Genomic DNA, 24565 nt, shown 5'->3' on the forward strand with positions numbered 1-24565 from the left:
GTATTCCCGGTCCTGCAGGTAGCAAAATTCAGCTTTCCCGCTCAGGTCGAGGTTGACATCGGCGCGCTTCACCTCTTTGGATGGCCGCATTTAAAAAGCGGCTGAGGAGAAAATCGGACTATGCGTCTCAAACTTGTCACGGCAACGAGCTTGCTGGCACTTTGCCTTGCCACCACGGCCCAGAGCGTCGAGATCAACCAGGACGGCGCCAATGCAGTCAAGGACACTCTGACGAAACTCCTTCCCCAGGATCTGGCGAAGAGCGGCCTCGTTACCGTCAATCCGGCAGGCGCGCGCTACGAGATCATCTACGATCTGGCGAAGCTGCTTGCCAAGGCCGATCCGGCGACATTCGCGATCAACGGACTGACGCCGTTCTCGATGTTCGCCACGCCGCTCGACAGCGGGCTCTGGAATATCGAGGGTGACAACAAGCTCGATGTCTCCGGCCATTTCAAAGGCCCAGAGCAAAAGCCGACGGATTTCTCCTATTCCATCGCTTCGCTTGTTTACAGCGGCGTCTTCGACCCGGCGATAAGTTATCTGCGCTCCGGCACCGCCACGGCCAAGGACATCAAGCTTTCCAGCAAGTCCGAGACCGAGGAAGTCCATGCCAGCATCGCCGGGATGGACCAGAAGCTGAGCTCGACGGACAGCGCCGGCGGCAATGGGCGTATCGATTTTGTCGGCAGCGGCTCGATGTCGAATTTCGTCGAGCAGGTTTCCGGCCTGCAGATGCCGCCCGTTGAAATCCGCGCCGACTCGATCGATGTCGAGGCAAAGGTGAACGGCCTGCCGGCCAAACAGATCCGCGAGATCGCCCTTTTCGTTCTCGACCATCTCGACGAGAAGGAGTTGAGCCCCGAGAACAGCGACAAGATCAAGGGGATGCTCAAGGAAGCCTTTCCGATTCTTGCCTCGTTCAGCGAGACGATCGGGGTCAATAATCTGGCCATCAGCAGCCAGATGGGGAATGCCGGCGTCAAGGCGTTCGGTTACAACCTGGCTGTGGATGGGCCGAGCAACGCCATGCGTTTCGGCTTCGGCATGAATGCACAGAACATCAGCTTCGACAGCCCGTTGATGCCGGCAAACTATTCGCCTTTCCTGCCGACCAGCTTCGAACTGCAGCTCGCCATGCCGAATCTGGATTTCGCCACCTTCGGCGACGCGCTGATGGCGATGGATTTCAACGCCAAGCAGCCGGAGCAGAGCGGCGACGAGATGGCGAAAAAGTTCTTCCGCGACGGCCGCCTTGCCGTCGAGTTTCCGAAGATCAGTGCCAAGTCCGATGTCTACGACGTCGACATGACGGGCAAGATCGAGGGACGGGTCGACACCGAGAAGGACTATTCGATGGAGGCGACGATCCTTGCCCGCGATCTCGACAAGACGATCGCCGCGGTCCAGGAGCTTGCTAAGACGGATCCGGACCTCAACCAGGTCTCCTTCGGCATCATGATGGTGAAGGGCTTTGCCAAGACCGATGCGGACGGCCGCTCGCGTTGGGACATCAGTGTCAGCCGCGATGGTTCCGTGGCGATCAACGGCCAGCAGATCAAGGGGCCCGATGGTCCGGATGAAGATCAGGACCAGGATACGGGGCTGGAGCCGGATCAGGAGCAGGAACCGGATCAGGGTCAGGACGCAGTACCTGCGCCGCCACAGCAGCCTTGAGCCTTATCAATCGGGATCAGAAATGAAGAGGCCGGCCTTTGTGCCGGCCTTTTTTACATTTTGCGCCACAAACTTCGCCGCGACCAACGATCGGCACGGCGGCTTGCTCCGCGACAATCAACGGCCGGCAATTCATGCGGCTCGGTGAGCATGCCCGGTAATAGCTGGTCCATCTGATGCAGACATTGAAAGAGCCGGTCGAGTGCCGGCTCTTTTTAATCGAAGAGGCTGGAGACGGATTCTTCCTGGGCCGTTCGGCTGATGGCTTCGCCGATCAGCGGCGCCGTCGTCACAATGCGGATATTGTGTGCCGAGAGCACGGCCGTGGTCGGCTGGATCGAATCCGTGATGACGAGTTCGCGAAGCTTCGAGGAGGTGACGCGGGTGACCGCGCCGCCGGAGAGGACGCCGTGGGTGATATAGGCGGTGACGCTGGCCGCGCCCTGGGCCAACATCGCGTCGGCAGCATTGCAGAGCGTGCCGCCGGAATCGACGATGTCGTCGATCAGCAGGCAGTCCTTGCCGGCGATGTCGCCGATGATGTTCATCACTTCGGATTCACCCGGCCGATCGCGACGCTTGTCGACGATGGCCAGAAGACAGTCCAGCCGCTTGGCAAGCGCGCGGGCGCGAACGACGCCGCCGACATCGGGCGAGACGACCATAACGTTGCTGAGGTCATAGTGGCTCTTGATGTCGCGCGTCAGCACGGGCAGGGCGAAGAGATTGTCCGTGGGTATATCGAAGAAGCCCTGGATCTGCCCGGCATGGAGATCGAGCGTCATGACGCGGTCGGCGCCGGCCTCGGTAATCAGGTTTGCAACCAGCTTGGCGGAGATCGGTGTGCGGCCGGAGGCACGACGGTCCTGACGGGCATAGCCGAAATAGGGAAGAACCGCCGTGATGCGGCGGGCCGAGGAACGACGCATCGCGTCGATCATGATCAGCAATTCCATCAGGTGGTCGTTGGCAGGAAAGGCGGTGGGCTGCACGAGGAAAACGTCCTCGCCGCGCACATTCTCCTGGATTTCCACGAAGATTTCCTGATCGGCAAACCTTCGGACACTGGCTTTCCCCAAGGGAACATTGAGATAGGTGCAGATCGCTTCGGCGAGTTGCCGGTTCGAATTGCCTGCGAAAACCTTCATTTTGGTCCGCCTGTTATGCGCTGATAGCCGCGCTTTTTAGCCAGCTTCCCCATGAATGCAAGGGGAAAGGCGTCACAGGCTTCCATATTTGCAAAAAGTTTGTGACTAACCGCCCTGCGTCTGCCGCCAGGAGGAGAATTCCGCGATGGTTTTCGAGCCGATCTGCTGCATCACCGAGGCCGGAACGCCCGCCCAGGGATCGGCCGCGGCCGTCGGCACGCTTTCCTGCCCCTGGATGCGGTGCAGGCGGCCGCCGCCACTGTCGAGAACGTCCCAGACATAGACCACGGTGACCTTGCCGTCGTCGCTGAAGGCGGAGAGATAGCCTTTGAGAATGTAGTCGCTGCTCGCATCGGTCGAGCTCTTGATGGACAGGCCGTGGGCCCGCGCCTCGGCGCCGAGTTGGCGCGAGAGCGGCGTCACCGCTTGCACAGGAGCGCCGATGATCGGCAGGAAGCGCACGGTATTGCCGCGGCCGGAAGAGGCGTTGGGGCTGACGGCGGCGGTCTGCTGCGGCTGTTGCGCCTCGGCCGGCTGAGCCGACTGTGCGTCCAGCCCACCGCCTGAAGCCGGCGGCGGCAGCGATTGTCCCTCGATCGGGGCGGAGGCGGCCGGCGAGGAGCTGTTCCTCGACAGGGCGTCAGCCTGCTCCTGCATTGTCGTCGGCGGCGCGCCGGTGCCGGGCCGATAGGCCCGTTGCGACTGATCATAGGCTGGATGGTAACCGCCGGGCTCCGGGCTTCCGGCGAAACCCGGCTGGCGGGCGCCTGCCAAACGCTCGGCCTCGCTCTGGGTCACCGGGCTCGATGACGGCCGCCCGGAAGAATCGCCGATATCGACCTGCGGCGTCAGCGCATCGGTGGTGTTGCAAGCGGTGAGCAGAGCCATGACGACCAGGAGCGTGGGCACAATCGCAGCTCGCGTCATCCCTTGATCCGTCCTTCCCACAATCGCATCAGCCCCACCCGAATTTATGCGGGTGGGGAAGGTCCTCTGTCAATTCCGGATTCTCAACCGGAGCAAACGCGATCTTTAAAGCCCGATGAAATCGAGCGGATGGCGGGACAGCACACGCGGCGCATCCGCTGTCGTCAGATAGGTCTGGCCGAGCGTCATCGCCGTGCCCGTATCGGAATCGGCGATGATCATGTGCACGAAGAGCGACATGTTCGGCTCGATCGGCTGCGGATTGCCGACATGGAACATCTGATGCTCCATCCAGGACGGTGAGAATCGGGCGCCGAGCGAATAGCCGCAGGCATTCAGCCGATGGCGGGCGAGGCCGCGCTCATCGATGATCCTGGCATGCATGTCGAAGACATCGCCGAAGGTATGGCCGGGCTTCAGCACGGTCTCGATCGCCTCGATGGTTTCGCGGCAGGCGTTGTAGAGCTCGCGGTGGCGGTGCGTCGGTTCGCCGATGACGATCGTGCGCATCATGGCGGCATGGTAATGCGCGTAAGTGCCCGCCCATTCGAGCGTCAGCTGATCGTTGGCGTCGAGCTTGCGGCGGCCGGCCTTGTAGCGGCAGAGCAGGGCATCGGCGGCGGAGCCGATGATGAACTCGTTGGCGGGATAATCGCCGCCGCCGGAAAAGATCGCGCCCTGCATGGCGGCGAGGATATCGGCCTCGTCGGCGCCGGGTTTTGTCAGCCGGATCGCGGCATCGAGTGCATCGTCGGCGAGAACGGCGGCGCGTTCGACATAGGCGACCTCGGTCGGGCTTTTGATCAGGCGAAGGCGGCTGACGAGATAGGAAGCGTCGACGATCTGGCCGAAGGCGGTCAGCTGTGCGTCGAGCAGGCGGGCGACACGGCCGGTCATGCCGTGCGTATCATATTCGACACCGATACGGGCGCCGAGCAGATCCATCTCGACCAGCAGGTTCTTCAGGTCGAGCGTCGGATCGGCGTTGACCCTGTCGACCCAGACGTGGATGTCCTCGAGGATCGAGGTATGCCTGGCCTGGCGAAGATCGGCCGAGCGGGTGATCAGCGCCATGGTGCCGTCGCTCTTGACGACCAGCGTCTGGAAGAAGCAGTAGCCGAAGGTGTCGTAGCCGGTCAGCCAGTACATGCTTTCCTGAGCGAAGAGCAGCAGGGCGTCGAGCTTTTCTTCCTTCATCTTCTCGGTGAGGCGCGCAAGCCGGCTTGCGAACTCGGCCTTTTCGAAGTGGAGTGCCATTCTGCTCAAGTCTCCCTGATTGATATCGCTGAAATCTGGCGGCCGTAGTCCGGCTCCTTGCGATGCGTCGTCCTGCGGTAGGAAAAGAAGCGCTCGCTGTCCGGATAGGTGCAGAGGCCGAGCCTTTCGGCCCGCACGCCGGCCCGGGTCAGCCTGTCGACGGTCAGCGCCGGCAGATCGAACATCGCGTGGCCTGATGTTGCTGACGGCACGAAGAAGCGTTCGTAATCCGGGTTCTCGGCGATGAAACGGTCGACGAATTCCGGGCCGACCTCATAGCTTGCCTGGCTGATCGAGGGGCCGAGGCAGGCGACGATGCTGGCGCGGTCGGCCCCCAGCGCTTCCATGGCAGCGATGGTGTTTTCGAGCACGCCGGTCAGCGCGCCCTTCCAGCCGGCATGGGCGGCGCCGATGACGCGATTGTCGGGATCGGCAAAAAGGATCGGGCCGCAATCGGCGGCGAGCACGCCAAGCGCAATACCCGGCGTGGCGGTCACCATCGCATCCGCTTCGGGGCGGGCGCCGTCGTAATCGGCGCCGATCGTCGCGACATCAGGGGAATGGACCTGATGCACGGTCGCCAGCCGCTCGATCGGCAGGCTGAACCAGGTGGCGACGCGGCGGCGGTTTTCCATAACCTTGTCGCGTTCGTCGTTGGAGCCGAGGCCGACATTGAGGCCACGATAGATCCCTTCGGAAACGCCGCCGGCCCGGGTGAAATAACCGTGGCGGATGGTGCTGCCCGCCACTTCGTTCAGCAGCGCGCTTTCGATCGGTGCGGGAGAGGCCGCGTCCTGCATCTGTGATTCCGGGGTTTTTTAAGGGGTTTGTTATTATCCCAAGCGCATCGCACCGGCGGCGCGCTTCAAGTTCTTGTTTCGCTGGGATGTTGAACCAGCCGCGTGCGCCTTGTCAATCCACCGGACGAAAGGGCATGAGGTCGACGGCGGGATGAGAGACCGCCATCACCTTGAAGAGTTCGCCCATCCGGCCTTCACCGGCGCCGGCAAGCCGTTCGACCGCTGTCTGGATGACCTGCTGGGTTTGCGGTTCGCGATCCTTGCCGAGGGCGGCAGCACGTTCGAGGATGCCGAGGCCGGTCAGAAAATCGCCCTGATGCAGGGCGCCGTTCAGATGGACTCCGGCCGCGAGCGCCGTTTCGGCGAGCTGCTGGAAGTCGACATGGCTCGTCAGATCGGCTTCACCGGGATGGGCGAGCGGCGGGTCAAATTCATGCATGCGCACGGCCTGCAGCGTATCGCCGAAGCCGGTGACGAGATGGCCGTAGTCGATCGCGAGCGCCGTTCCGCCGAAGGCGCGCAGCCGCTCGCAGATCGCCATCATCACCGCCTGGCGGGCAGGCGAGATCTCGAAGAGCGTGCCGAGCGGCAGGTTCTGCACCGGTTCGGGGAGAAGTGCTGGATCGAGGCCGGCGACGCCGGCGGCGAAGGTCAGCTCGCCATCGGCACCGATGCCGACCATGCGCTCGCGGAAACCCGTCGGCATGCGGACGAACTGGCGGATCGGGATGGCGTCGAATAGCTCGTTGGCGGCGATCAGCGTGAAGCCCGATGGCACTTCGTCGAAGCCGTTGTGCCAGGCAATCTTGTCGCCGTAATCCTCGAGCGTCTGGCTCTGGACATCGCGCAGGCGTTCGCTGGTTTCGACGAGATGCACGGTCATGGCGTCGAAAAGCGGCGGGGCGATACGGGAGATGACGCGCAGCATATCCGCCATCATGGTGCCGCGGCCGGGGCCGATCTCGACGAGGCGCACGTCCGCTGGCGTCCCGTGGCGTTGCCAGGCATGGACGATGAAGACGCCGATCATCTCGCCGAAAATCTGGCTGACCTCGGGTGCGGTGACGAAATCGCCGGACCGGCCGAAGGGCTCGCGGGTGCGGTAATAGCCATGTTCGGGATCGGCCAGGCAGAGCGAGAAATAATCGGTGACGCTGATCGGGCCGTTGGCCTGGATGATCGCCTTGATCTTTTCGCCGAGAGCGGTGGTCATGTCGCGTCCTGCCGTTTTAGAGCTGCAGCGCAGCCTGGCGGCGAGCCCGCAGCATCGCCCAGAGGCCGAGCAGGATCATCGGGGAGGAGAGGACCATGCCCATGGTCAGCCAGTTCGTGCCGAGGAGATAACCGAGCTGGGCGTCGGGCTCGCGGAAGAACTCGACGAAGATGCGCGACAGCGCATAACCGCAGACGAAAACGCCTGTGATGAAGCCCGGGCTTTTCAGGGCGCGCATGCCATAGACGAGGGCGGCCAGCACCAGGAGCAGAACGATGCCTTCGAGGCCGGCCTCGTAAAGCTGGCTCGGGTGGCGGGCGAAGGGACCGCCGGTCGGGAAGACCACGGCCCAGGGCACGTCGGTCAACCGGCCCCAGAGCTCGCCATTGATGAAATTGGCGATGCGGCCGAAGAACAGACCGAAGGGAACGACGGTCGCGACGATGTCGAACAGGCTCCAAGTCGGGATGGCGTTGCGGCGGGCAAAGAGGATCATGGCGATCGTCGTGCCGGTCAGGCCGCCATGGAAGGACATGCCGCCGTTCCAGATCTCGAGCGCACGGACGGGACTGCGCAGGACGGCCGGAAGATCATAGAAGAAAATATAGCCGAGACGACCGCCAAGCACGACGCCGAGGGCTGCCCAGACGATAAAATCATCGAGCTGCGTCCTTGATATCGGCGAGCTATTGCCGGGCCAGAGACTGTCGTTGGCGGCGAGGCGGCGCGCATAGGCCCAGCCGAGCAGGATGCCGGCGACATAAGCAAGACCGTACCAGTGAATCGCCAGCGGACCGATCGAAACGGCGATCGGATCGATATCCGGAAAAGGCATGATGGCAAGGAGATCGGCGGCTATCGGCAAGGTTTTCCCATCCGTTGAGGTCGGCGGAACATGCCGCTGCGATCCCGGACGGTCAAGTCCATTGTTCGTGATGGCTCCTTGGCGGCCGGTTCCGGGCAAGCTTATCCGATGCAAAGCGCTTGCATCACGGGTGGCGAAGCCCTACCTCAATCTTCGAGGCCCCGAAGGGCTGAATTCACCTCATGCCAAGGAGAAAAACGCCATGACGACCGGAACGAACCGCATCATGGACGAATTCGCCAAGCTGATGACCGATGCGGCCGGCGCCGCCCAGGGCGTCCGCAAGGAGATCGAAACCGCCTTCAACGCCCAGGCCGAGCGCTGGCTGAACAGCATGGATATCGTCAAGCGCGAGGAGTTCGAAGCCGTGCGCGAGATGGCGATCAAGGCGCGCGACGAAAACGAGGCGCTTGCTGCCCGCATCGCGGCACTCGAGGCAAAACTTGCCGGCGAAGGCCACTAAAACACGTCGCGATCGTAAAACCGCTGCCCACATCTGCGGGACATGTCTGAAAGTCCCGATACGACGCAGGATGCGGCATGGCCTTGTTGCCACATGCCGCATCTTTCATAAAAAATTCAGGTGAGTTTTCCACCTGTGGACACTGCCAAAAAAGCCAATTCGCAGAGTCGCTTATTCTCCCTTCTGAATTGAATTTCGAAGAGCCTTTCCACAGTGACCGGCCCTATTTTCCCTTATGGGGGCTGGCAGGGGGCAAGGGGCGCTATACACTGATTTTAAATGATGATTCGAAGCGACTTGGTAAGCTCCGGGCAGGTTATCTGCGTTAAGTCTGGCAGCGGTTCAACGATCATCCGAGTGGTGGTTCCGGTATTTGCGTGTGTCTTTCTTGTGTTCGTACACCAAGTTAGTCGCATTCGTTCCGGTCAAGAAGGTGCTGCATGAACCTGATGGAATTGGAAGTCGAGCGTCAGTCGAACCCGGTCGATATGATCGAGTACGTTGCGTCCAACAATGACTGGTCGTTCGAACGGTCCGGCGAGGACGAGATCGCGATGACGGTCGAGGGCCGCTGGACGGACTACCATGTCTCCTTCTCCTGGATGGAGGAATTCGAGGCGCTGCACCTTGGCTGCGCCTTCGATATCAAAGTTCCCGACATCAGGGTCAACGAGGTGGTCAAGCTGCTCTCGGCGATCAACGGGCAGGTGCTGATGGGGCATTTCGACCTTTGGCGCCAGGAAGATGTCGTCATTTTTCGCCAGTCACTGCTGCTTGCCGGCGGTGCTGAGCCGACCAACCGCCAGGTTGAGGTGCTGCTGTCCAGCGCGCTCGACACCTGCGAGGCCTATTTCCAGGCATTCCAGTTCGTCGTCTGGTCCGGTATGGACGCAACGAAGGCGATGGAAGCCGTGCTGTTCGAAACGGTTGGCGAGGCATAAGATGCCGACGAAGGCTTTCTCCTCGGAAAAACCCGTCGTCCTGATCGGTGCCGGAAACATGGGCGGGGCGATGCTCTCCGGCTGGCTGAAGAGCGGCGTCCCGGGCTCGGCCGTCATCGTCGTTGATCCCGGCCCCTCACCGGCAATGCTCGCGACGATCAGCGAGGCGGGTGCGAAGCATCTGACCGCGCTTCCCACGGATCTGAAGGCGAGCGTTCTGTTTCTGGCGGTCAAACCGCAGGTGATGGAGACGGTGTTGCCTGATGTGAAGAGCGCCGTCGGCGCGGAAACGGTGGTCGTTTCGGTCGCGGCCGGCAAGACGCTCGGTTTCCTCGAGAGACATCTCGGTAAAGCCGCCATGGTGCGGGCTATGCCGAACACGCCGGCCATGGTCGGGCGCGGCGTCACCGGCGCCTTTGCCAATTCAGGTGTCGGCGCTCAGCAGCGCGAGCGTGTCCATTCGCTTCTCAGTGTCTCGGGTCCGGTCGAATGGGTGTCCGCCGAGGCTGATATCGATGCCGTGACGGCGCTTTCGGGCAGCGGTCCTGCCTATGTGTTCTATCTCGTCGAATGTATGGCGGAGGCAGGCCGTAAACTCGGCTTGCAGGCGGACCTCGCCATGCGTCTTGCGCGGGAAACAGTCGCGGGGGCTGGTGAACTTTTGCACCAGTCCCCCGACGACGCTTCGCGACTGCGGCAGAATGTGACGTCTCCCGGCGGCACGACGGCGGCCGCACTCGCGGTGCTGATGGGCGAAAACGGCATGCAGCCTCTGTTCGATGCTGCACTTGCGGCGGCGCGCAAGCGGGCCGAAGAATTGGCGGGCTGACGCAGACATGGCGGAAGAGATCACCTACGCCGATTTCGAGCGTGTCGACATCCGTGTCGGTACGATCGTCGAGGTCAATCCCTTTCCGGAAGCGCGCAAGCCGGCATTCAAACTGGTGATCGATTTCGGCCCTGACATCGGCACGAAAAAATCCTCGGCGCAGATCACCGTCCATTATACGCCGGAAAGCCTGATCGGTCGGCAGGTGCTCGGCGTCATCAACTTCCCGCCGCGCCAGATCGGGCCGTTCCGCTCGGAGGTGCTGACACTGGGTTTCGAGGACGAGAACGGCGCGATCGTGCTGGCGGCCGTCGAGCAGCCGGTGCCAAACGGCCGAAAGCTGATGTGAGCGTGAGCTCACATCGTCCTATCAGGCGTTTGGCCTGATGTGCCTGCGATGCTTCACGGGGTTTGGATTTCCTGCAGAAACGGATTGCTCCGCCGTTCATCGCCGATGCGGCTGCCGGGGCCGTGGCCGCAGATGAAGCCGACATCGTCGCCGAGCGGCAATACCTTGTCGCGGATCGAATCCAGAAGCTGCTGATGATTGCCGCCGGGCAGGTCCGTGCGGCCGATCGAGCCGTTGAAGAGCACATCGCCGAGATGGGCGAAATTCTGCGCGCGGTTGAAATAGATGACGTGGCCGGGCGCATGGCCGGGCGCGTGATAGACCTCGAATTCGTGGGTGCCGAAGGAGATCTTGTCACCATCCTTCAGCCAGCGGTCGGGCAGGACGTTGCGCAATCCCGATATGCGGTATTTTTCGGCCTGGGACTCGATCCGCTGCAGCAGCGGCAGGTCGTCCTGATGCGGGCCAACCACTTGGACGTTCAAGGCGTCCTTCAGTTCGCTGGCGCCACCGGCATGATCGAGATGGCCGTGGGTCAGCCAGATTTCCTTGATGGTCAGGCCGTTTTGCGCGATCGCCTGAAGGATCAGCGGCACGTCGCCGCCCGGATCGACGACGACGCCTTCCTTGGTATCGGCATCGAAGAAGATCGTGCAGTTCTGCTGGAAGGGTGTCACCGGAATGATGCCGGCCTGGAGCATGCCCATAAGTGCCTCGCTTGGTGTCTCTGATGCTCCGGGTATAGTCCGAAACGACTGCAAGGACAGCCGGAATCTTCCGCCTCCGCGGCCTGCCTCACGGCAAAAAGACGGACTGCAACAAGAATTTATGCCTCGCGATACTGTTTCCGGAGGCGAGAAAAATCAAACTTTATTCAACTTCTTCAATGGCTTGTGAAAAAAATCCTGCACGCGGCGTTTCGCGCTGTGGAGCGCCTGGGAACATCGGGGAAGCCCACGCGTTGTCAGCCCATCGAAACCAAGGAGACGCTCATATGACCTTGAAGAGAAACATTCTGCTGGCGGGAGCCGTACTCCTGGCGAGCGGCGGTCTTGCGCAGGCGGAGATGGTGGCGACGACCGTCAATGATCTCAACGTCCGCGCCGGTCCCGGCCCGCAATATCCGGCAGTCGGTCTTGCCACGCGTGGCTCGACCGCGGTGCTCGACGGCTGCATCGAAGGCAGCCGCTGGTGCCGTGTCGACGTCAACGGCATGCGCGGCTGGGTCTATGCCGATTATCTGCAGGTCGATCATGGCGGCAGCTCTGTCATCGTCGAACAGCACCGCGCCGAGATCGGCGTTCCCGTCGTGACTTACGAGTCGACCGCAAGTGTCGTCCCCGCCGACCCGCAGCCGGCGCCGGGCGACGAATTGCTCGGTCCCGTCGGGGCGGTCGAGACCATCACTCCGCCGGAAACGGTGCGCACCTACATCGAGACCAATCCGGCTGATACGGTGCGGCTCGGCGGTGATGTCGTCGTCGGCGCTGAGGTGCCTGCCGACGTCACCTTCCAGACGATCCCGGACTACGAATATCGTTATACGAGGATCAATGACCGGCCGGTGCTGGTCGATCCGGGTACGCGCCGAATCGTCTACGTCTATCAGTGACGTGATCTGCAAAATGCCAAAGAGGCGGTCGTCCGGCCGCCTCGGTTCCTGCCTCTCCTCTCGCCGCCTTAATCCCGTTTGGGTTGATTTTTCCTCACGCTTTTTCTTAAAATATGATAAAATTCTAATATGCCGAAGGTCGGCATGGATCGGCGATCGGGGAGATCGCCAGAGGAGGAAATCATGGAAGCGTTACTTCCGCTCGTCACTCAATTGATTGCCGGCGCCATCGGCGGCAACGCGGCGAGTGCGGCGTTGAAGCAGCAGTCGATCAATGTCGTCGCCCGCACGATTGCCGGCGCGATCGGCGGTGTGGGCGGTGGCATGCTGCTCAGCATGGTCGGCGGGGAAGCGGCAATGACCGGCCTGATCGCCGACGGCATCGGCGGCCTGATCGGCGGCGGCATTCTCTCGACGCTCGCCGGACTGGTGATGGCGCGGGCACACAGGTAAAAGGCCCGACACTCCGGCCGGAGCGAACGCGTGACGGATATTATCCGGCGGCGACCGCCGCCGGATAGACCTCCTTTAAGTCGTCGTTCATCCGGGTTTCGGAAACCGGCCTCACTTCCGCCGCCGAGCCGGTGAGGAAGTGCTCGCTGAAATCGGAGAGCTCTTCCGGCAGGGATCGCGCGTTCTATCTTGACGAAGACGATGTTGGCCCGGTCGCTTCGCCGACCTGGCCGCGATCCGCGCAGCCCTTGGCTTCGGCGGTGTGCTTGGAAACAATTGCAGGTTATGGAGAGACCGGGGGCCTTGGAGGCACAGGGCGCGGTCTTCGGATCCGGACGACGGTATTCGGCATGGCGACGTTGATGCGATTGGCCTGCGCCGAAACGCCCTTCATTTCGCTGCCGCGCCAGGCGATCGGGCTGCTATAGACATCCTGCAAACCCTGGCGCTTCGAGAGCTCGACGGTCGCCGCGGGCGCCATGCCTGTTGATTGTTGTCCCCATTACGTTTTATCCACAGACGCGAGGGGAAATCGCATATTGCGTCGGTGTGCCGGACGGGCCTTGGTTTCCAGGGAAATGAGGCCGTGCGGCTCCCGGCAGAGTACGGCGAAGCCAGCAGCGGAACAAATTTACGTCAATAAAGCTTACATATCTTCGCGAAAGTTTCCCGCTGTGCTGGGAAAGAGAAAGGAAATGCCGAGTGTCACGACAGACCGGTCCGAAAGCGGGCAAGCCTGAGCCGCTGGCCACGGCGATGGAAGATACCGACACTATCGATTTCGAGATCATCGAGCAGTTCTTCTTCGCCTATCGCGATTTCGTTTCCGATCCTGACGCCATCCTCGAAAAGAGCGGCTTCGGCCGGGCGCATCACCGTGTCGTGCATTTCGTCAACCGCAATCCCGGCATGACGGTCGCTGATCTTCTCGATACGCTGAGGATCACCAAGCAGAGCCTTGCAAGGGTGCTGAAACAGCTGATCGATTCAGGTTATATTCGCCAGGTGGCGGGGCCCGAGGACCGGCGGCAGCGCAAGCTCTATCCGACGAAATCGGGGCGGGAGCTGGCGCTTGCCCTTGCCGAGCCGCAATCGCGCCGCATTGAGCGGGCATTCGAAGGGGCTTCTGCGGAGGTGCGGGAGGGCGTAAAAGCTTTCCTCAGAGGGATGCGGGACAGACAGAAGGCGGATTGAATGGCGGTCAAGACAGGTATTTCCGACGATGCGGCGCATCTGCTGGTGGTCGACGACGATTCGCGCATCCGTGCGCTGCTCAATCGTTATCTCGCCGAGAACGGCTTCCGCGTCACCGTCGCCGCCGACGGCGCCGAGGCGCAGCGCAAGCTTACGGGCCTCGATTTCGATCTCATCATCATGGACGTGATGATGCCTGGCGAATCCGGCATCGAGGTCACCCGCGGGCTTCGCGCCATCAAGAACGTGCCGATCATCATGCTGACGGCGCTGGCGGAATCGGGCAATCGCATCGAAGGATTAGAGGCGGGCGCCGACGACTATCTTTCCAAGCCCTTCGACCCGCGCGAACTGGTGCTGCGCATCAACAACATCCTGCGCCGCAATGCCGGCGGCGAGGGACCGAAGATCGAACAGGTGATGTTCGGTCCCTATACTTTCTCGCTGACCCGCAAGGAGCTGAAGAAGGCCAGCGAGGTGATCCGGCTCACCGACCGCGAGCAGGAGATCATGCTGCTCTTTGCCCGCCGCGCCGGCGATACGATCCCCCGCCACGAGCTGATCGGCAACGACACCGAGGTCGGCGAGCGAACGATCGACGTGCAGATCAACCGGTTGCGGCGCAAGATCGAGGAGGATCCGGCCAACCCGGTCTGGCTGCAGACGGTGCGCGGCATCGGATACAGGCTGAGCATCGATTAAACTCAAGATCAGGACCGGCGCTGATGGTGACGATCGACAGCTTGCGGCGGGAAGACCGCCCTTCTGCGCCGGGCTGGCGCTGGATCGTCCGCTGGCTGCGCCGGCGGCTGCCGACCGGGCTTTATGCGCGCTCGCTGCTGATCATCATCATTCCGATGGTGCTGCTGCAATCCGTCGTCGCCGCCGTCTTCATGGAGCGCCACTGGCAGATGGTGACGGAGCGGCTGTCGCTTGCCGTCACCCGCGACATCGCGGCGATCATCGAGATCATCGAGACCTACCCGCAGAATTCCGACTATAGCGAGATCATCCGCATCGCCCGCGACCAGCTCAGCCTGCAGATCTCCATCGAGCCGGACGGCGACCTGCCGCCGCCGCGCGTCAAGCCGTTCTTCTCGATCCTCGACGGCATCCTCAGCGACGAGATCACCGACGAGATCCACCGGCCTTTCTGGATCGACACGGTCGGCAACTCGAACCTCGTCGAGATCCGCATCAAGCTCGACAACAAGATCCTGCGGGTGCTGACCAAGCGCAGCCAGACCTATGCCTCGAACACCCATATCTTCATCGTCTGGATGGTCGGCACCTCGCTGGTGCTGATCGGCATCTCGATCCTCTTCCTGCGTGGGCAGATCCGGCCGATCCTGATGCTGGCGCGCGCGGCCGAAAGCTTCGGCAAGGGGCAGAAGCCCGACAATTTCCATCCGCGCGGCGCCGACGAAGTCCGGCGCGCCGGCCTTGCCTTCATCCTGATGCGCGAGCGAATCGAACGGCAGATCGAGCAGCGAACGGCGATGCTCTCCGGCGTCAGCCATGATCTGCGCACCATCCTCACCCGCTTCAAGCTGCAATTGGCGCTGGCCGGCGACAATCCCGATCTGCATGGGCTGAATGACGACGTCAACGATATGCAGACCATGCTGGAGGCCTATATGGCGTTTGCGCGCGGTGAGGTCGAAGAGGATGTCGGCGAGCTGAAACTGAGCGAGATCTTCGCGAAGCTGGAATCCGATTTCGCCCTGCACGGCAAAAAATTCAGCTATTCGATCGAAGGCGATGACGACATATCGGTCCGGCCGAACGCCTTCATGCGTCTCGTCACCAACCTTGCCTCGAACGCACGCCGTTACGCCGACAGGCTCGACATCGAGGCCAAGCACAATGCCAAATGGCTGACGGTCGTCTTCGACGATGACGGGCCGGGCATTCCGGAAAAGAACCGCGAGGACGTGTTCAAGCCATTCTTCCGGCTGGATATGGCGCGCAACCTCGATGCGTCGGGCACCGGCCTCGGCCTTGCGATCGCCCGCGACATCGCCCGCAGCCACGGCGGCAACGTCACCCTCGGCGACAGCCCGCTCGGGGGCTTGAGGGCGACGATCCGCATTCCGGCTTAACTCTCCGCAGTCAGCTTCACGGCTTTGCGCGCATCGAAATCGTCCAGGCGTTCGACGATCCAGCGCCAGAGCGTTACGACCTGCATGAGGAGATCGCGGCCGAGCGGCGTCAATTCGTATTCGACGCGCGGGGGGATCTCCGGGTAGAGCGTGCGGATGATAAGGCCGTCGCTTTCGAGGGTGCGCAGCGTCTGCGTCAGCACCTTCTGGCTGATGCCCTCGACCCGCTCCAGCAGGCGCGAAAAGCGCAAGGGCGCGCCAGCATCGGAGAGCGCGTGCAGGATGCGCAGCGGCCACTTTGCCGCCGCCCGTTCGATCAAGGCGCGCGCCCGCGCATCCTGTTCGTCCGTCATGTTGCAGCAGAAATCGAATATGTCGCTGGTCACTTCAGTTACCTCGAGGTATGTATAGATCTTGTTGGTACCTTCTTTCGATCGGAAACAATAGAACATACATGGGCCGGGAACCAATCAAGGAGAGGTTTCCGATGTCGAAGGTATGGTTGATTACGGGGAGTTCGCGCGGTCTCGGCCGGGCGCTGGCGGAGGCGGTTCTGGCCTCTGGCGACAATCTGGTGGCGACGGCGCGCGATCCTGCCCAGCTTGCCGATCTTTCCGAGCGGTATGGCGGCCAGGTTCTGACGCTGGCGCTCGACGTGACGGACGAGGCGGCGGCCGCGGCCGCGGTCGAGGCTGGTGTGAAGAGGTTCGGTCGCATCGACGTGCTTGTCAATAATGCCGGTTATGGCAATGTCTCCTCGATCGAAGATACCTGCCTTGCCGATTTCCGCGCCCAGATCGAGACCAACCTGTTCGGCACGATCATCATGACCAAGGCAGTCATCGCTCCGATGCGCGGGCAGGGGGCGGGGCATATCATTCAGTTCTCATCCGTCGGCGGCCGGATCGGACCTGCCGGGCGCGGCGCTTATTCGGCGGCGAAATTCGCTGTCGAGGGTTTTTCCGAGGTGTTGTCGAAAGAGGTTGCGCCATTCGGCATCAAAGTGACGGTGATTGAGCCCGGCGGCTTCAGAACCGATTTCGCCGGCGCCTCGACGGTGCTTGCCGAAGGGCGGCAGGATTATGCGGAGACGGTCGGCGCGACCGTGCGCTTCCAGCGTGAGTATAATGGTCGCCAGCCCGGAGATCCTGCCAAAGCGGCTGCGGTCGTCATCCATATCGCCGGGCTCGATGCGCCGCCGCTTCGGCTGCTGCTCGGCAGCGATGCCGTGCGCAATGTCGAGAAAGCGGATGCCGGGCGTATCGAAGCTGATCGGGAATGGCGTGCCGTCAGTGTCTCGACCGATTTCGAGCCGGATGGCGAGGCGGAGCTGACGCCCCGGGAACAGAAGGCGGGCTGAACGGAGCTAAAAACAAAAGCGCCGCTGAAAAGCGGCGCTTCGTATCAGGAATGGTCGAGGAATCAGCCGGCGGTGCAGAAGTGGCTGCGGCCGTCATTGCCGATATAGGTGCCGCTGCGCGGATCGAAGGACCGGTAGCGATACGAGCAGTAACGCTGCCATTGCGGCGACCAGGGCTCGACTGACGTGCGGACCGGCGCGTAGTATCCCGGCTGCTCGACATATTGCGGCTGCTCGACATAGACGCGGCGCGGGGCGCGATAGACCGGAGCGGGCTCGTAGTAATCCGGTTCATAAGCCGGGTCGATGTAGCGACGCTCTTCGTAAACCGGACCGTTATTGGCATTGGCAATGGCCGAGCCGACGATCAGGCCGGTCGCGAGGCCGACGGCGCCGCCGACGAGCGCGTCGTTGCCGTTGTGATGGCGCCAATGGCGGTCGCGGGCAGACGCCTCACCAATGGCGGAAAGCGTGAGCGCCGCAGCGGTTGCCGTCAGCAGAAGAGTCTTGGCGAGCCTGTTCATTGGCATAAATCCTAATCCCGGGAACCGAACGCCGGCTCCTTTCTCGATGGTCATAGACGTACAGATTTTTAGCTGAACGAAGGCTGAACGATAAAACCCGGCATCGCTGCCGGGCTTCAACTCGAATTCGACAGCCTTGTTAAGGGTTCAGCCCGCAATCTGCAGATTGACGGCCTTCGGGCCTTTGCCACGGCGATCCGGCTCCGTGTCGAAGCTTACCTTCTGGTTTTCCGTCAGACCGGCCAGCCCGGAGGCTTGAACGGCAGAAATGTGAACGAAGATATCGGCGCCGCCCCGGTCCGGCTTGATGAAGCCGAAGCCTTTGTCGGTATTGAAGAATTTTACAGTGCCAGTCTCGGCCATGCGTCAGGTCCTTTTCTCTCTGCCCGCCATCCACACGGGCAGCATCATAGCATTGCCTCCTTGCAGGAGGTGTGGGCAGGCAATTCTTGAAATGTGAGAAAAAGGTCCCCTCTACCTCGGCCTGTCCCAGGCAGGACTTTCGCCCGCCATTTTCGGAACCGGCTGACCGGGATAATTGGCGTTCCCGGCGCGCAAATACTTAAGGACTTCCCATGCTCGCAAAATGCCCGAACGCGCTGAGAGTGCTGCGTTTAAAGGATTTTGGCAAGCAAAAGTTTTTAGCCTGCCGTGTGGGGCAAACCCCTGCGGATACCCAATTTGCGCAAAAACGCAAAATTTTCTTCGAAGATAGGGAATGATTAACGTTTTATATCGTCTGCAATATAAGTTCCGAGCAGATTTTCCCAAAAATGCAACGTGAGCGCGTCTTCACGCCTCCGACAAATTTTTCTCGGATGCGTGACCAACCCATATTTGGACGCGTGTTCAGGCGGCCGGCAGGCGCCGCCGGGCGAGCCCGGGCACGAGTTCGACCACAAGCATAGCGGTAAACAGGAGCGCGCAACCTGCATAGCCTGTCGCCGGCATCGTCTCGCCGAGCAGAAGGGCGGCGAGTGATGAGCCGAACAATGCCTCGGACGAGAGGAAGATCGCGGCCTGCGAGGGCGTGGTGTAGCGCTGGGCAACTACCTGCAACACGAAGGCGAGGCCGGAGGAGAAGATGCCGACGTAGAGTATCTCAGGTGCTGCGGCCCATATCGCCGATAGGGTGATCGGTTCGACGGCTGCGGCAATGGCGAGCGCGCAGACCGCGGTAACGGCGAATTGCGTGGCCGAGAGCGCGAGCGGCCTTCCGGTCGCAGACACGGTCGTGCCGGCAAGGGTGATCTGGATGGCCCAGAAGACGGCGCAGACGACGGTCAGGAGATCGCCGGATGTGAGGGCCGAGAGATGACCGCCGGACAGGAGATAGATACCCGCGGCAGCCATCAGCGCGCCCGGCCAGATGACCCAATGCGGGGCACGACGCAGGAAGAACACGGCGATCAGCGGCACGAAGACGACATAGAGGCCGGTGATGAAGCTGGAATTGGTGACCGTCGTCGTCTGCAGCCCGACCTGCTGTGTGGCTGCGCCGCTGAAAAGGGCAAGGCCGGTCAGGACATAGAGTTTCGCATGGCGTCGGCTTGTCCTCACCGTGGCTTTGCGCGCTTCAAAAAGAACGAAAGGCAGCACGGCCAACGTGGCGACGGCAAAACGCAGGGCGATGAACCAGAAGGGGCCGATCGCCTTCATTGCCGTCGATTGCGCGACGAAACCGCCGCCCCAGATGGCGGCCGCAAGCAATAGGAGGAGGTTCGCCTGAGCGCGCGTCATGTCGTCCTCGATGGGGAAGGGATGTGCCCAAGCGGTTAGCAGTTGCGTTTCCCCTAGGCAAGGGTGAAGACTTCACACCTGACGATGGAGGTGAAAGCATGCGAGGCGAAGAACGGGCCAGCGATACGACGCTGAGGACGGCAGGCTATTCCGGTACGCCGCTCGCCAAGAAGCTCGGCCTTGCGCGCGGACAAGTGGCCGCCCTTCTCGGCATTCCCAAAACGATCGAAGGCATCCACGGTTTCGACGGTTTTGCTTCGATCGTCCACGTGCTTCCCGAGACGCCACAGCGGGCTTTCGATTATGTGCATCTGTTTGCGACTGAGCGCACGGCACTGGAAGCGGCCGCGCCTGTGCTCTTCCGCGCCTTGAGACCGGACGGCATGGTCTGGATCTCCTGGCCGAAGAAGAGTTCACGCATGCCGACGGATATCACCGAGGATGTGCTTCGGGAAATCCTGCTGCCGACCGGTCTGGTCGACGTCAAGGTCTGCGCTGTCGACGAAGTCTGGTCCGGGCTGAAATTCGTCATCCGTAAGGAATTGCGCGGCGCATTTTGACGTCTCAGCCGTTGCCGTTTTCCGGCACTGTCCCAACGCACCATCCGCGCGAAGAGCCCGCCCAAATTGCCGATTGTGTAAACGACGGAAGGCCGTATTGTCCGGTCGAATATAGGTGGGCGATTCTAATGCATATTAGATATTTAAAGTATATCCTGTTGTGCTGGCTTTTAATAGTTGCCATAGAACCCGCGAGTGCCCGCGACACTGGGGATAGTGGAACAACACAGCTTAGCGGCTCGGAATTCAATTATACCGTCACTGCTTTAGGCGCCAAGGATCGAAGAATCGAAGTCACTCACAACGGAGAAAAATATATTGGCCCGTTGGCGGAGATGTCGTTTCGGGACCGGCATTTGCAAGTTTTCCAGATGGTGGCGAAATTGATCAAAGGCAGCTGTCAGAACGGCGTTTCCTCGCTCGGAAATATTTGGCTGAGCAGGGATCCGGAACAAGACAAAGATCCCGAGGCTAGGCATCCTCAATACTTCATCTGGGAGTACAGCTGTAAATAGCTGCCCCGTGCTTGGCTTCCCGGTTTCGGGAACAAGTCGATCACGGCGTTCCGTTCCAGCGAAGTGTCGCCGTCCCCGTCTTCAGCCATTCGTCCATCATCGCCGTGCGCGCTCAGCCGTTATTGGCCTCAGCGCGCGAGACCCTGAGCAGTGATCCGTCATCCTCGTCCGTCACCATCAGCAGCGCGCCGTCGGGCGCGACGATGACATCGCGGATTCGGCCGTATTCGCCCTCGAACAAGCGCTCTTCGGCGACGAAGGCGCCGCTCTCGTCACGCTGCATGCGCGAGAGCAACTGGAACTTCAGCGCCGCGACGAGGAAATTGCCGTCCCATTCCGGAAACATGGCGCCGCGATAAACGGCGAGCGCACCAGGGGCGATCGACGGATCCCAGTAATGCAGCGGCTGCTCCAGCCCTTTCTTGGCGGTACCTTCGCCGATCTCGGCGCCCGAATAATCGCGGCCGTAGGTGATGATCGGCCAGCCGTAATTCTTGCCGGCCTCGGGCTGATTGATCTCGTCGCCGCCGCGCGCACCGTGTTCGACAGTGTAGGGTTTGCCGTCCTTGATATCGAAGGTGATACCCTGCGGATTGCGGTGGCCCTTCGACCAGATTTCCGGCAGCGCCTTGCCGCCGTCCTTGAAAGGATTGTCGGCGGGGATGCTGCCATCGGCGTTGATGTGGATGATCGAGCCGGCGTCGTCCCGCCAGTCCTGCGAGCGGTCGCGGTCGCCACGGTCGCCAACGCTGATGAACAGGCTGCCGTCGGGAGCGATCGCGATGCGCGAGCCATACTGGATGTTGCCCGAGGTGAAGCGCCGCATCGTGAAAACAGGCGTGACGGCGTCCAGTCTCTTCTCGTCAGCGGAAAGCGTGGCGCTGAAGGCTTCGGTGCCGGAGCCCTGCCCAGTGGCGATGGCGGCAGTGAAATACAGCTTGCGGCTCTTGGCGAAGTCCGCAGCGAGCGCCACGTCCATCAGGCCGCCCTGGCCACGAGCGCTGACCTTGGGAACGCCGGCGATTGGATCGGAGACCTTGCCGTCGCGGATAATGCGCATGCGGCCGGGCCGCTCGGTGACGAGATAGGCGCCGTCGGGCAGGATTTCGACCGCCCAGGGATGCTCGAGCCCGTCGGCGAGCTTGTCGACTCGGACGGTCGGGCCCTGCGTGTTGACAGTATCGGCGGCAACGGCGGATACAGCGCTGAAGAGGGCCAGCGCTGCTGCGAAATGGAAGGCGGACAGTCTCTTCATCTTGTTTCCCCGTCGTCTCTCCAGTGCGAACGTGGAGCGGGCAGGGGATAGCTTCAACCTCATTCGGTCTGCAATAACGGCTTTGTGTTTGCCGGTTGAACGGAACCCGTCGCCTGGTCGATCAGTCCAGCCTTCGCCTTCAGCAGAAAGCCGTCGCCGATCAGCGCCAGGCCGTAAAGGGCAAGACCGGCAATGGCAAAGGCTATTGCCCGTTCGGTCGAGGAAAGGCGCCAGAGGAAAAAACCTTTCCTTCGTCGCGCCTTCGGCACATCGTGGGCCGTGGCGGCGGCCAGGGCGAGTTCCAGATAGGTCGGAAGCGGCTCGAATTCGGTCGCTCCCTCATTCCGGCTTGCAGCCGGCCTAGCGACCATCGTGCTTGGCTCCGATCAAGACAATGCCCTTGAGGCGACGACGCCAGACTGCCAGCCCGCTTGCCGCCATCAGCGCCAGGAGCAGCATGGTGAGCCCGCGGATGATCTGCTCCTCGGCCTGCATTGCCGTCTGCGTCAGGTTCACCGTCGAGGACTTCTGCGCGATCATGGTGGCGGCCTTGGCGATCGGGCCGGAGACATCGATGGCGACGTCGGTCTTCAGCCATGGCGCTTCGACATAAAAGCCCGGCGGCGAGCCGCTTTTGACGTCGTTCGGCCGGACAAGTGCAGCGAGCTGGTTGGATGCCTGCTGCGTCTCGGCGGCGCGGGCGGCGGAGGCAAGCCCCGCTATTGCGGCGATGCAGGCAACAAAAGCGGTGACCGCGACAAAAAATGAAACGGAAATCCGGCGCATTCGCATGCGCCCGACGGTAAGCTCATCTTCCAGAAACAATGGCGCACCCTCAATAACCAATTTCGGAGATGGAATGATACTGCTTCGATCTCGGCGCGCTCGCGACCGAATTGCGGCGACTCACGGTATTTGTTGCGGCTTATTGGTGGCGATGACAAAATCCGTCGATCTCTCTGATTTAAAAAGACGAAAGACGCGATTGCCGCCACCGCGAAAGTGCCGGGGTCGAGGCCATGTCCTGTCCAAGACCCATGCCTCAGGCGGTCGCGGCTCTCATGGACGGGTGATCCTGTAGACCAGCAAATCATCCGAATCGACAAGCTTGGTTGCAGTCTTGTCCAGATAGTCGATGACCCCGTCATGATGCTCGACGAACAGCAGGTCCTGTTTGTCGGTGGCGTTCTTGGCCGCGCCGAACAGATCCGCGCCTTGCGCGCGCAGTTCCTCGAGCTGGGCGATCGCCGTGGCGTTATCGGCGACGAATTTCGACCATTCGGTATCGCCTCCGCCAGGCGGGAGCACCCAGCCGCGCGCCCTGCTGTAGTAGACTGCGACGGGATCGCCGACCTCGGGCGCGATGGCGACGACGAGGTCGCCGGGTTGCGCCAACCGCGCCAGTTCCTCGCCAAGCAGCTTGCCCTTCATGGCGATCGGCTTCTTCATCGTCCTGACGAGGGGAAAGGTCGACCAGGCAAGCGTGACGGCCACGATGCAGATCGAGCGAAGCACGACCACCGGTGATGGAACGGTTCGCGATGCAAGCGTTGCCAGAAGAAGCGCGCCGCGGCCGCACAAGATCGCGACCGGCACATGAAAGATGTGGAAGTTCCACACATTGCTGGTGATCTCGCCCGCCGCCGCCAGATAGACGATCATGGCCGCAGCCAGCCACACATAGGGAATGGCCGAAGGGGTTCGTTGCCTGGGGTCTTCGGCGGGTCTCGGCGGCATCCACAGACCGACCGCGAGCAGGATCAGGAACGGATAGCCGTAGAACCACAAGACCGAGGTGTTCCACGCGGATTGGAAGTAGAACCTGTCCCTGACATATGTCCGGACGCCGGATTCCCAGATATAGCCGCCGGTGCCGGCGACATGAAACGGCGGATAGCTGCGGCCGAGATAAATCGCCCAGCTGAAATAAGCACCGATGATGGCCAGGCTCAAGAGCCCCGACAGGAAGACTGAGGTCGGCTGCTTTCGCTTCTTCTCCAGAATCCAGCAGACCATCAGGTAGAAGATGACGGCGCCCGCGGCGAGGCCCGGTGGCTTTGACAGCGCGCCGAGCGTGAAGCTGACCGTGGCGAGCGGCAAGAGCCAGCCATTGCCGCCGGCCCAGTATTTGACGAACAGCCAGACGCCGAGAGTCACCAAGGCCAGCATCGCGGGATCTGGAAGAAACGAGCTGTCGATCATGATCGCCGCCGGCATCAGCGCATAGGCAAGTGCCGCCGCGTGGGCGTGCATCTCGCCCCAGCATAGCGCCGTCAGCCTGTGCAGCGAAAACACCGTCGCCAGACCGAAGAAGGCCGCAACCACGCGGCCGAACCAGTCGTGCCAGCCGAAGAGTTGGTAGAGCAAGGCTGTGAGATAGCTGACGATCTGGAATTCGCGGCCCTGATAGCTTGGCCCAGGCCCGGTCCAGCTGACCTCCGGAAAGAAGATGTTCCAGCTGCGCTGCTGGAAATTGTCGGCCATCATTGCGGTGCTGACCTCGCGCCAGCTGAAGCCGTCGACCAGGGGCAAGGTGATCTTGTGGAACCTGAAGACGATCGCAACAATCAGGATCCCCAGCAGGATCGCCGTGTTGAGGTTCAGGTAGTTGCGACCAGCCATGTTCCGGCAGGTCGTCTGCTGCTGACATTGCTCACCGTCGGCCTGATTCAGTTCCGGGTCGTCCGGCGCGATACGCGCGGGCATCGGATCGAGAGGAGGGTTGGGCTGAGCGGGATCTCGCCGCCGGCGCGGTCGGTTGTGGAGCTGCTCGTAGGCTTC

Annotated in this window: 25 protein-coding genes and 3 pseudogenes; 12 read left to right on the top strand and 16 right to left on the bottom strand. The window is 61.8% G+C overall.

The window, feature by feature from the left end:
* Positions 1-120 precede the first annotated feature (120 nt).
* A complete protein-coding gene (locus CO667_RS21440; protein ID WP_097620277.1) occupies positions 121-1677 on the top strand; it encodes a hypothetical protein in 1557 nt (518 codons plus the stop codon).
* Positions 1678-1892: 215 nt separating this feature from the next.
* Here CO667_RS21440 and CO667_RS21445 read toward each other — a convergent pair whose 3' ends face one another.
* From CO667_RS21445 to lgt, 6 genes are all read right to left on the bottom strand, one after another.
* The gene (locus CO667_RS21445) at positions 1893-2825 is read right to left on the bottom strand and encodes a ribose-phosphate pyrophosphokinase (protein ID WP_097610893.1); all 933 of its coding nucleotides are present in this window, start codon (positions 2823-2825) and stop codon (positions 1893-1895) included.
* A 105-nt stretch (positions 2826-2930) separates the two neighbouring features.
* Entirely contained in the window at positions 2931-3752 is an 822-nt protein-coding gene (locus CO667_RS21450; RefSeq protein WP_097620278.1) for a hypothetical protein, read from the bottom strand.
* Positions 3753-3857: 105 nt separating this feature from the next.
* Positions 3858-5009 carry a Xaa-Pro peptidase family protein gene (locus tag CO667_RS21455; RefSeq protein ID WP_097620279.1) on the bottom strand — a complete coding sequence of 384 codons (1152 nt, stop codon included), beginning with the start codon at positions 5007-5009 and terminating at the stop codon, positions 3858-3860.
* Positions 5010-5014: 5 nt separating this feature from the next.
* Positions 5015-5809: a peptidoglycan editing factor PgeF gene (pgeF, locus tag CO667_RS21460; protein WP_097620280.1), complete on the bottom strand. Its 795-nt coding sequence runs from the start codon at positions 5807-5809 to the stop codon at positions 5015-5017.
* A gap of 112 nt (positions 5810-5921) precedes the next feature.
* Positions 5922-7022, bottom strand: coding sequence for a class I SAM-dependent methyltransferase (locus tag CO667_RS21465; RefSeq protein WP_097620281.1), 1101 nt, complete (start codon positions 7020-7022; stop codon positions 5922-5924).
* A gap of 16 nt (positions 7023-7038) precedes the next feature.
* Complete coding sequence (gene lgt / locus CO667_RS21470) at positions 7039-7887, bottom strand: prolipoprotein diacylglyceryl transferase (protein ID WP_097620282.1); 849 nt, start codon at positions 7885-7887, stop codon at positions 7039-7041.
* A 202-nt stretch (positions 7888-8089) separates the two neighbouring features.
* Between lgt and CO667_RS21475 the strand changes: the two genes are divergently transcribed.
* The 4 genes from CO667_RS21475 (at position 8090) to CO667_RS21490 (ending at position 10469) form a co-directional block, all read left to right on the top strand.
* Positions 8090-8350: an accessory factor UbiK family protein gene (locus tag CO667_RS21475; RefSeq protein ID WP_097620283.1), complete on the top strand. Its 261-nt coding sequence runs from the start codon at positions 8090-8092 to the stop codon at positions 8348-8350.
* Between the two features lie 440 nt (positions 8351-8790).
* A complete protein-coding gene (locus tag CO667_RS21480) occupies positions 8791-9291 on the top strand; it encodes a YbjN domain-containing protein (RefSeq protein WP_003561305.1) in 501 nt (166 codons plus the stop codon).
* Position 9292: 1 nt separating this feature from the next.
* Complete coding sequence (gene proC, locus CO667_RS21485) at positions 9293-10120, top strand: pyrroline-5-carboxylate reductase (protein WP_097620284.1); 828 nt, start codon at positions 9293-9295, stop codon at positions 10118-10120.
* Positions 10121-10127: 7 nt separating this feature from the next.
* On the top strand, positions 10128-10469 hold the full coding sequence (locus CO667_RS21490; RefSeq protein WP_097620285.1) for a tRNA-binding protein: 342 nt from the start codon (positions 10128-10130) through the stop codon (positions 10467-10469).
* A 53-nt stretch (positions 10470-10522) separates the two neighbouring features.
* Here CO667_RS21490 and CO667_RS21495 read toward each other — a convergent pair whose 3' ends face one another.
* Complete coding sequence (locus CO667_RS21495; RefSeq protein ID WP_097620286.1) at positions 10523-11176, bottom strand: MBL fold metallo-hydrolase; 654 nt, start codon at positions 11174-11176, stop codon at positions 10523-10525.
* A gap of 287 nt (positions 11177-11463) precedes the next feature.
* Here CO667_RS21495 and CO667_RS21500 point away from each other — a divergent pair, with 287 nt between their 5' ends.
* Complete coding sequence (locus CO667_RS21500) at positions 11464-12081, top strand: DUF1236 domain-containing protein (RefSeq protein ID WP_097620287.1); 618 nt, start codon at positions 11464-11466, stop codon at positions 12079-12081.
* 183 nt (positions 12082-12264) lie between these two features.
* Positions 12265-12534 (top strand): hypothetical protein, encoded by a 270-nt coding sequence (locus CO667_RS21505; protein ID WP_097620288.1) that lies wholly within the window; start codon positions 12265-12267, stop codon positions 12532-12534.
* A gap of 40 nt (positions 12535-12574) precedes the next feature.
* Here the strand turns inward: CO667_RS21505 and CO667_RS35940 are convergent.
* Positions 12575-12991 (bottom strand): annotated as a pseudogene (locus tag CO667_RS35940) (branched-chain amino acid aminotransferase); the annotation flags it as partial.
* Between the two features lie 245 nt (positions 12992-13236).
* Between CO667_RS35940 and CO667_RS21515 the strand changes: the two are divergent.
* The 3 genes from CO667_RS21515 to CO667_RS21525 are packed head-to-tail and all read left to right on the top strand — an operon-like array spanning position 13237 to position 15830.
* Positions 13237-13728, top strand: a complete 492-nt coding sequence (locus CO667_RS21515) for a MarR family transcriptional regulator (protein ID WP_097620289.1) — start codon at positions 13237-13239, stop codon at positions 13726-13728.
* Complete coding sequence (locus CO667_RS21520) at positions 13729-14430, top strand: response regulator transcription factor (protein ID WP_097620290.1); 702 nt, start codon at positions 13729-13731, stop codon at positions 14428-14430. It begins immediately after the preceding gene.
* Positions 14431-14453: 23 nt separating this feature from the next.
* Positions 14454-15830, top strand: coding sequence for an ATP-binding protein (locus CO667_RS21525; protein WP_097620291.1), 1377 nt, complete (start codon positions 14454-14456; stop codon positions 15828-15830).
* Here CO667_RS21525 and CO667_RS21530 read toward each other — a convergent pair.
* Complete coding sequence (locus CO667_RS21530) at positions 15827-16282, bottom strand: helix-turn-helix domain-containing protein (RefSeq protein WP_097620292.1); 456 nt, start codon at positions 16280-16282, stop codon at positions 15827-15829. The two genes, CO667_RS21525 and CO667_RS21530, sit on opposite strands and share 4 nt — an antisense overlap.
* A 35-nt stretch (positions 16283-16317) precedes the next feature.
* On the opposite strand from CO667_RS21530, the gene CO667_RS21535 reads away from it, so the two are divergent.
* Positions 16318-17190 carry an oxidoreductase gene (locus CO667_RS21535; protein ID WP_097620367.1) on the top strand — a complete coding sequence of 291 codons (873 nt, stop codon included), beginning with the start codon at positions 16318-16320 and terminating at the stop codon, positions 17188-17190.
* A 62-nt stretch (positions 17191-17252) separates the two neighbouring features.
* Here CO667_RS21535 and CO667_RS21540 read toward each other — a convergent pair whose 3' ends face one another.
* From CO667_RS21540 to CO667_RS21550, 3 genes are all read right to left on the bottom strand, one after another.
* A complete protein-coding gene (locus tag CO667_RS21540; protein WP_179874189.1) occupies positions 17253-17720 on the bottom strand; it encodes a BA14K family protein in 468 nt (155 codons plus the stop codon).
* A gap of 141 nt (positions 17721-17861) precedes the next feature.
* Positions 17862-18077, bottom strand: a complete 216-nt coding sequence (locus CO667_RS21545; protein WP_003561293.1) for a cold-shock protein — start codon at positions 18075-18077, stop codon at positions 17862-17864.
* A 486-nt stretch (positions 18078-18563) separates the two neighbouring features.
* Positions 18564-19454: a DMT family transporter gene (locus CO667_RS21550; protein ID WP_097620294.1), complete on the bottom strand. Its 891-nt coding sequence runs from the start codon at positions 19452-19454 to the stop codon at positions 18564-18566.
* 98 nt (positions 19455-19552) lie between these two features.
* Between CO667_RS21550 and CO667_RS21555 the strand changes: the two genes are divergently transcribed.
* Complete coding sequence (locus tag CO667_RS21555; RefSeq protein WP_097620295.1) at positions 19553-20014, top strand: DUF3052 domain-containing protein; 462 nt, start codon at positions 19553-19555, stop codon at positions 20012-20014.
* Positions 20015-20641: 627 nt separating this feature from the next.
* Here CO667_RS21555 and CO667_RS21565 read toward each other — a convergent pair.
* From CO667_RS21565 to CO667_RS21580, 4 genes and pseudogenes are all read right to left on the bottom strand, one after another.
* A complete protein-coding gene (locus tag CO667_RS21565) occupies positions 20642-21784 on the bottom strand; it encodes a PQQ-dependent sugar dehydrogenase (protein WP_097620297.1) in 1143 nt (380 codons plus the stop codon).
* Between the two features lie 128 nt (positions 21785-21912).
* Positions 21913-22155: pseudogene (locus CO667_RS21570) on the bottom strand (class GN sortase); the annotation flags it as partial.
* Positions 22156-22333: 178 nt separating this feature from the next.
* A pseudogene (locus tag CO667_RS21575) lies at positions 22334-22609 on the bottom strand (marine proteobacterial sortase target protein); the annotation flags it as partial.
* A gap of 234 nt (positions 22610-22843) precedes the next feature.
* Complete coding sequence (locus CO667_RS21580) at positions 22844-24490, bottom strand: glycosyltransferase family 39 protein (protein WP_097620368.1); 1647 nt, start codon at positions 24488-24490, stop codon at positions 22844-22846.
* Between the last annotated feature and the right edge of the window lie 75 nt (positions 24491-24565).

It is taken from the genome of Rhizobium sp. L43 (genome assembly GCF_002531725.1).
Taxonomy (GTDB): Bacteria; Pseudomonadota; Alphaproteobacteria; order Rhizobiales; family Rhizobiaceae; genus Rhizobium.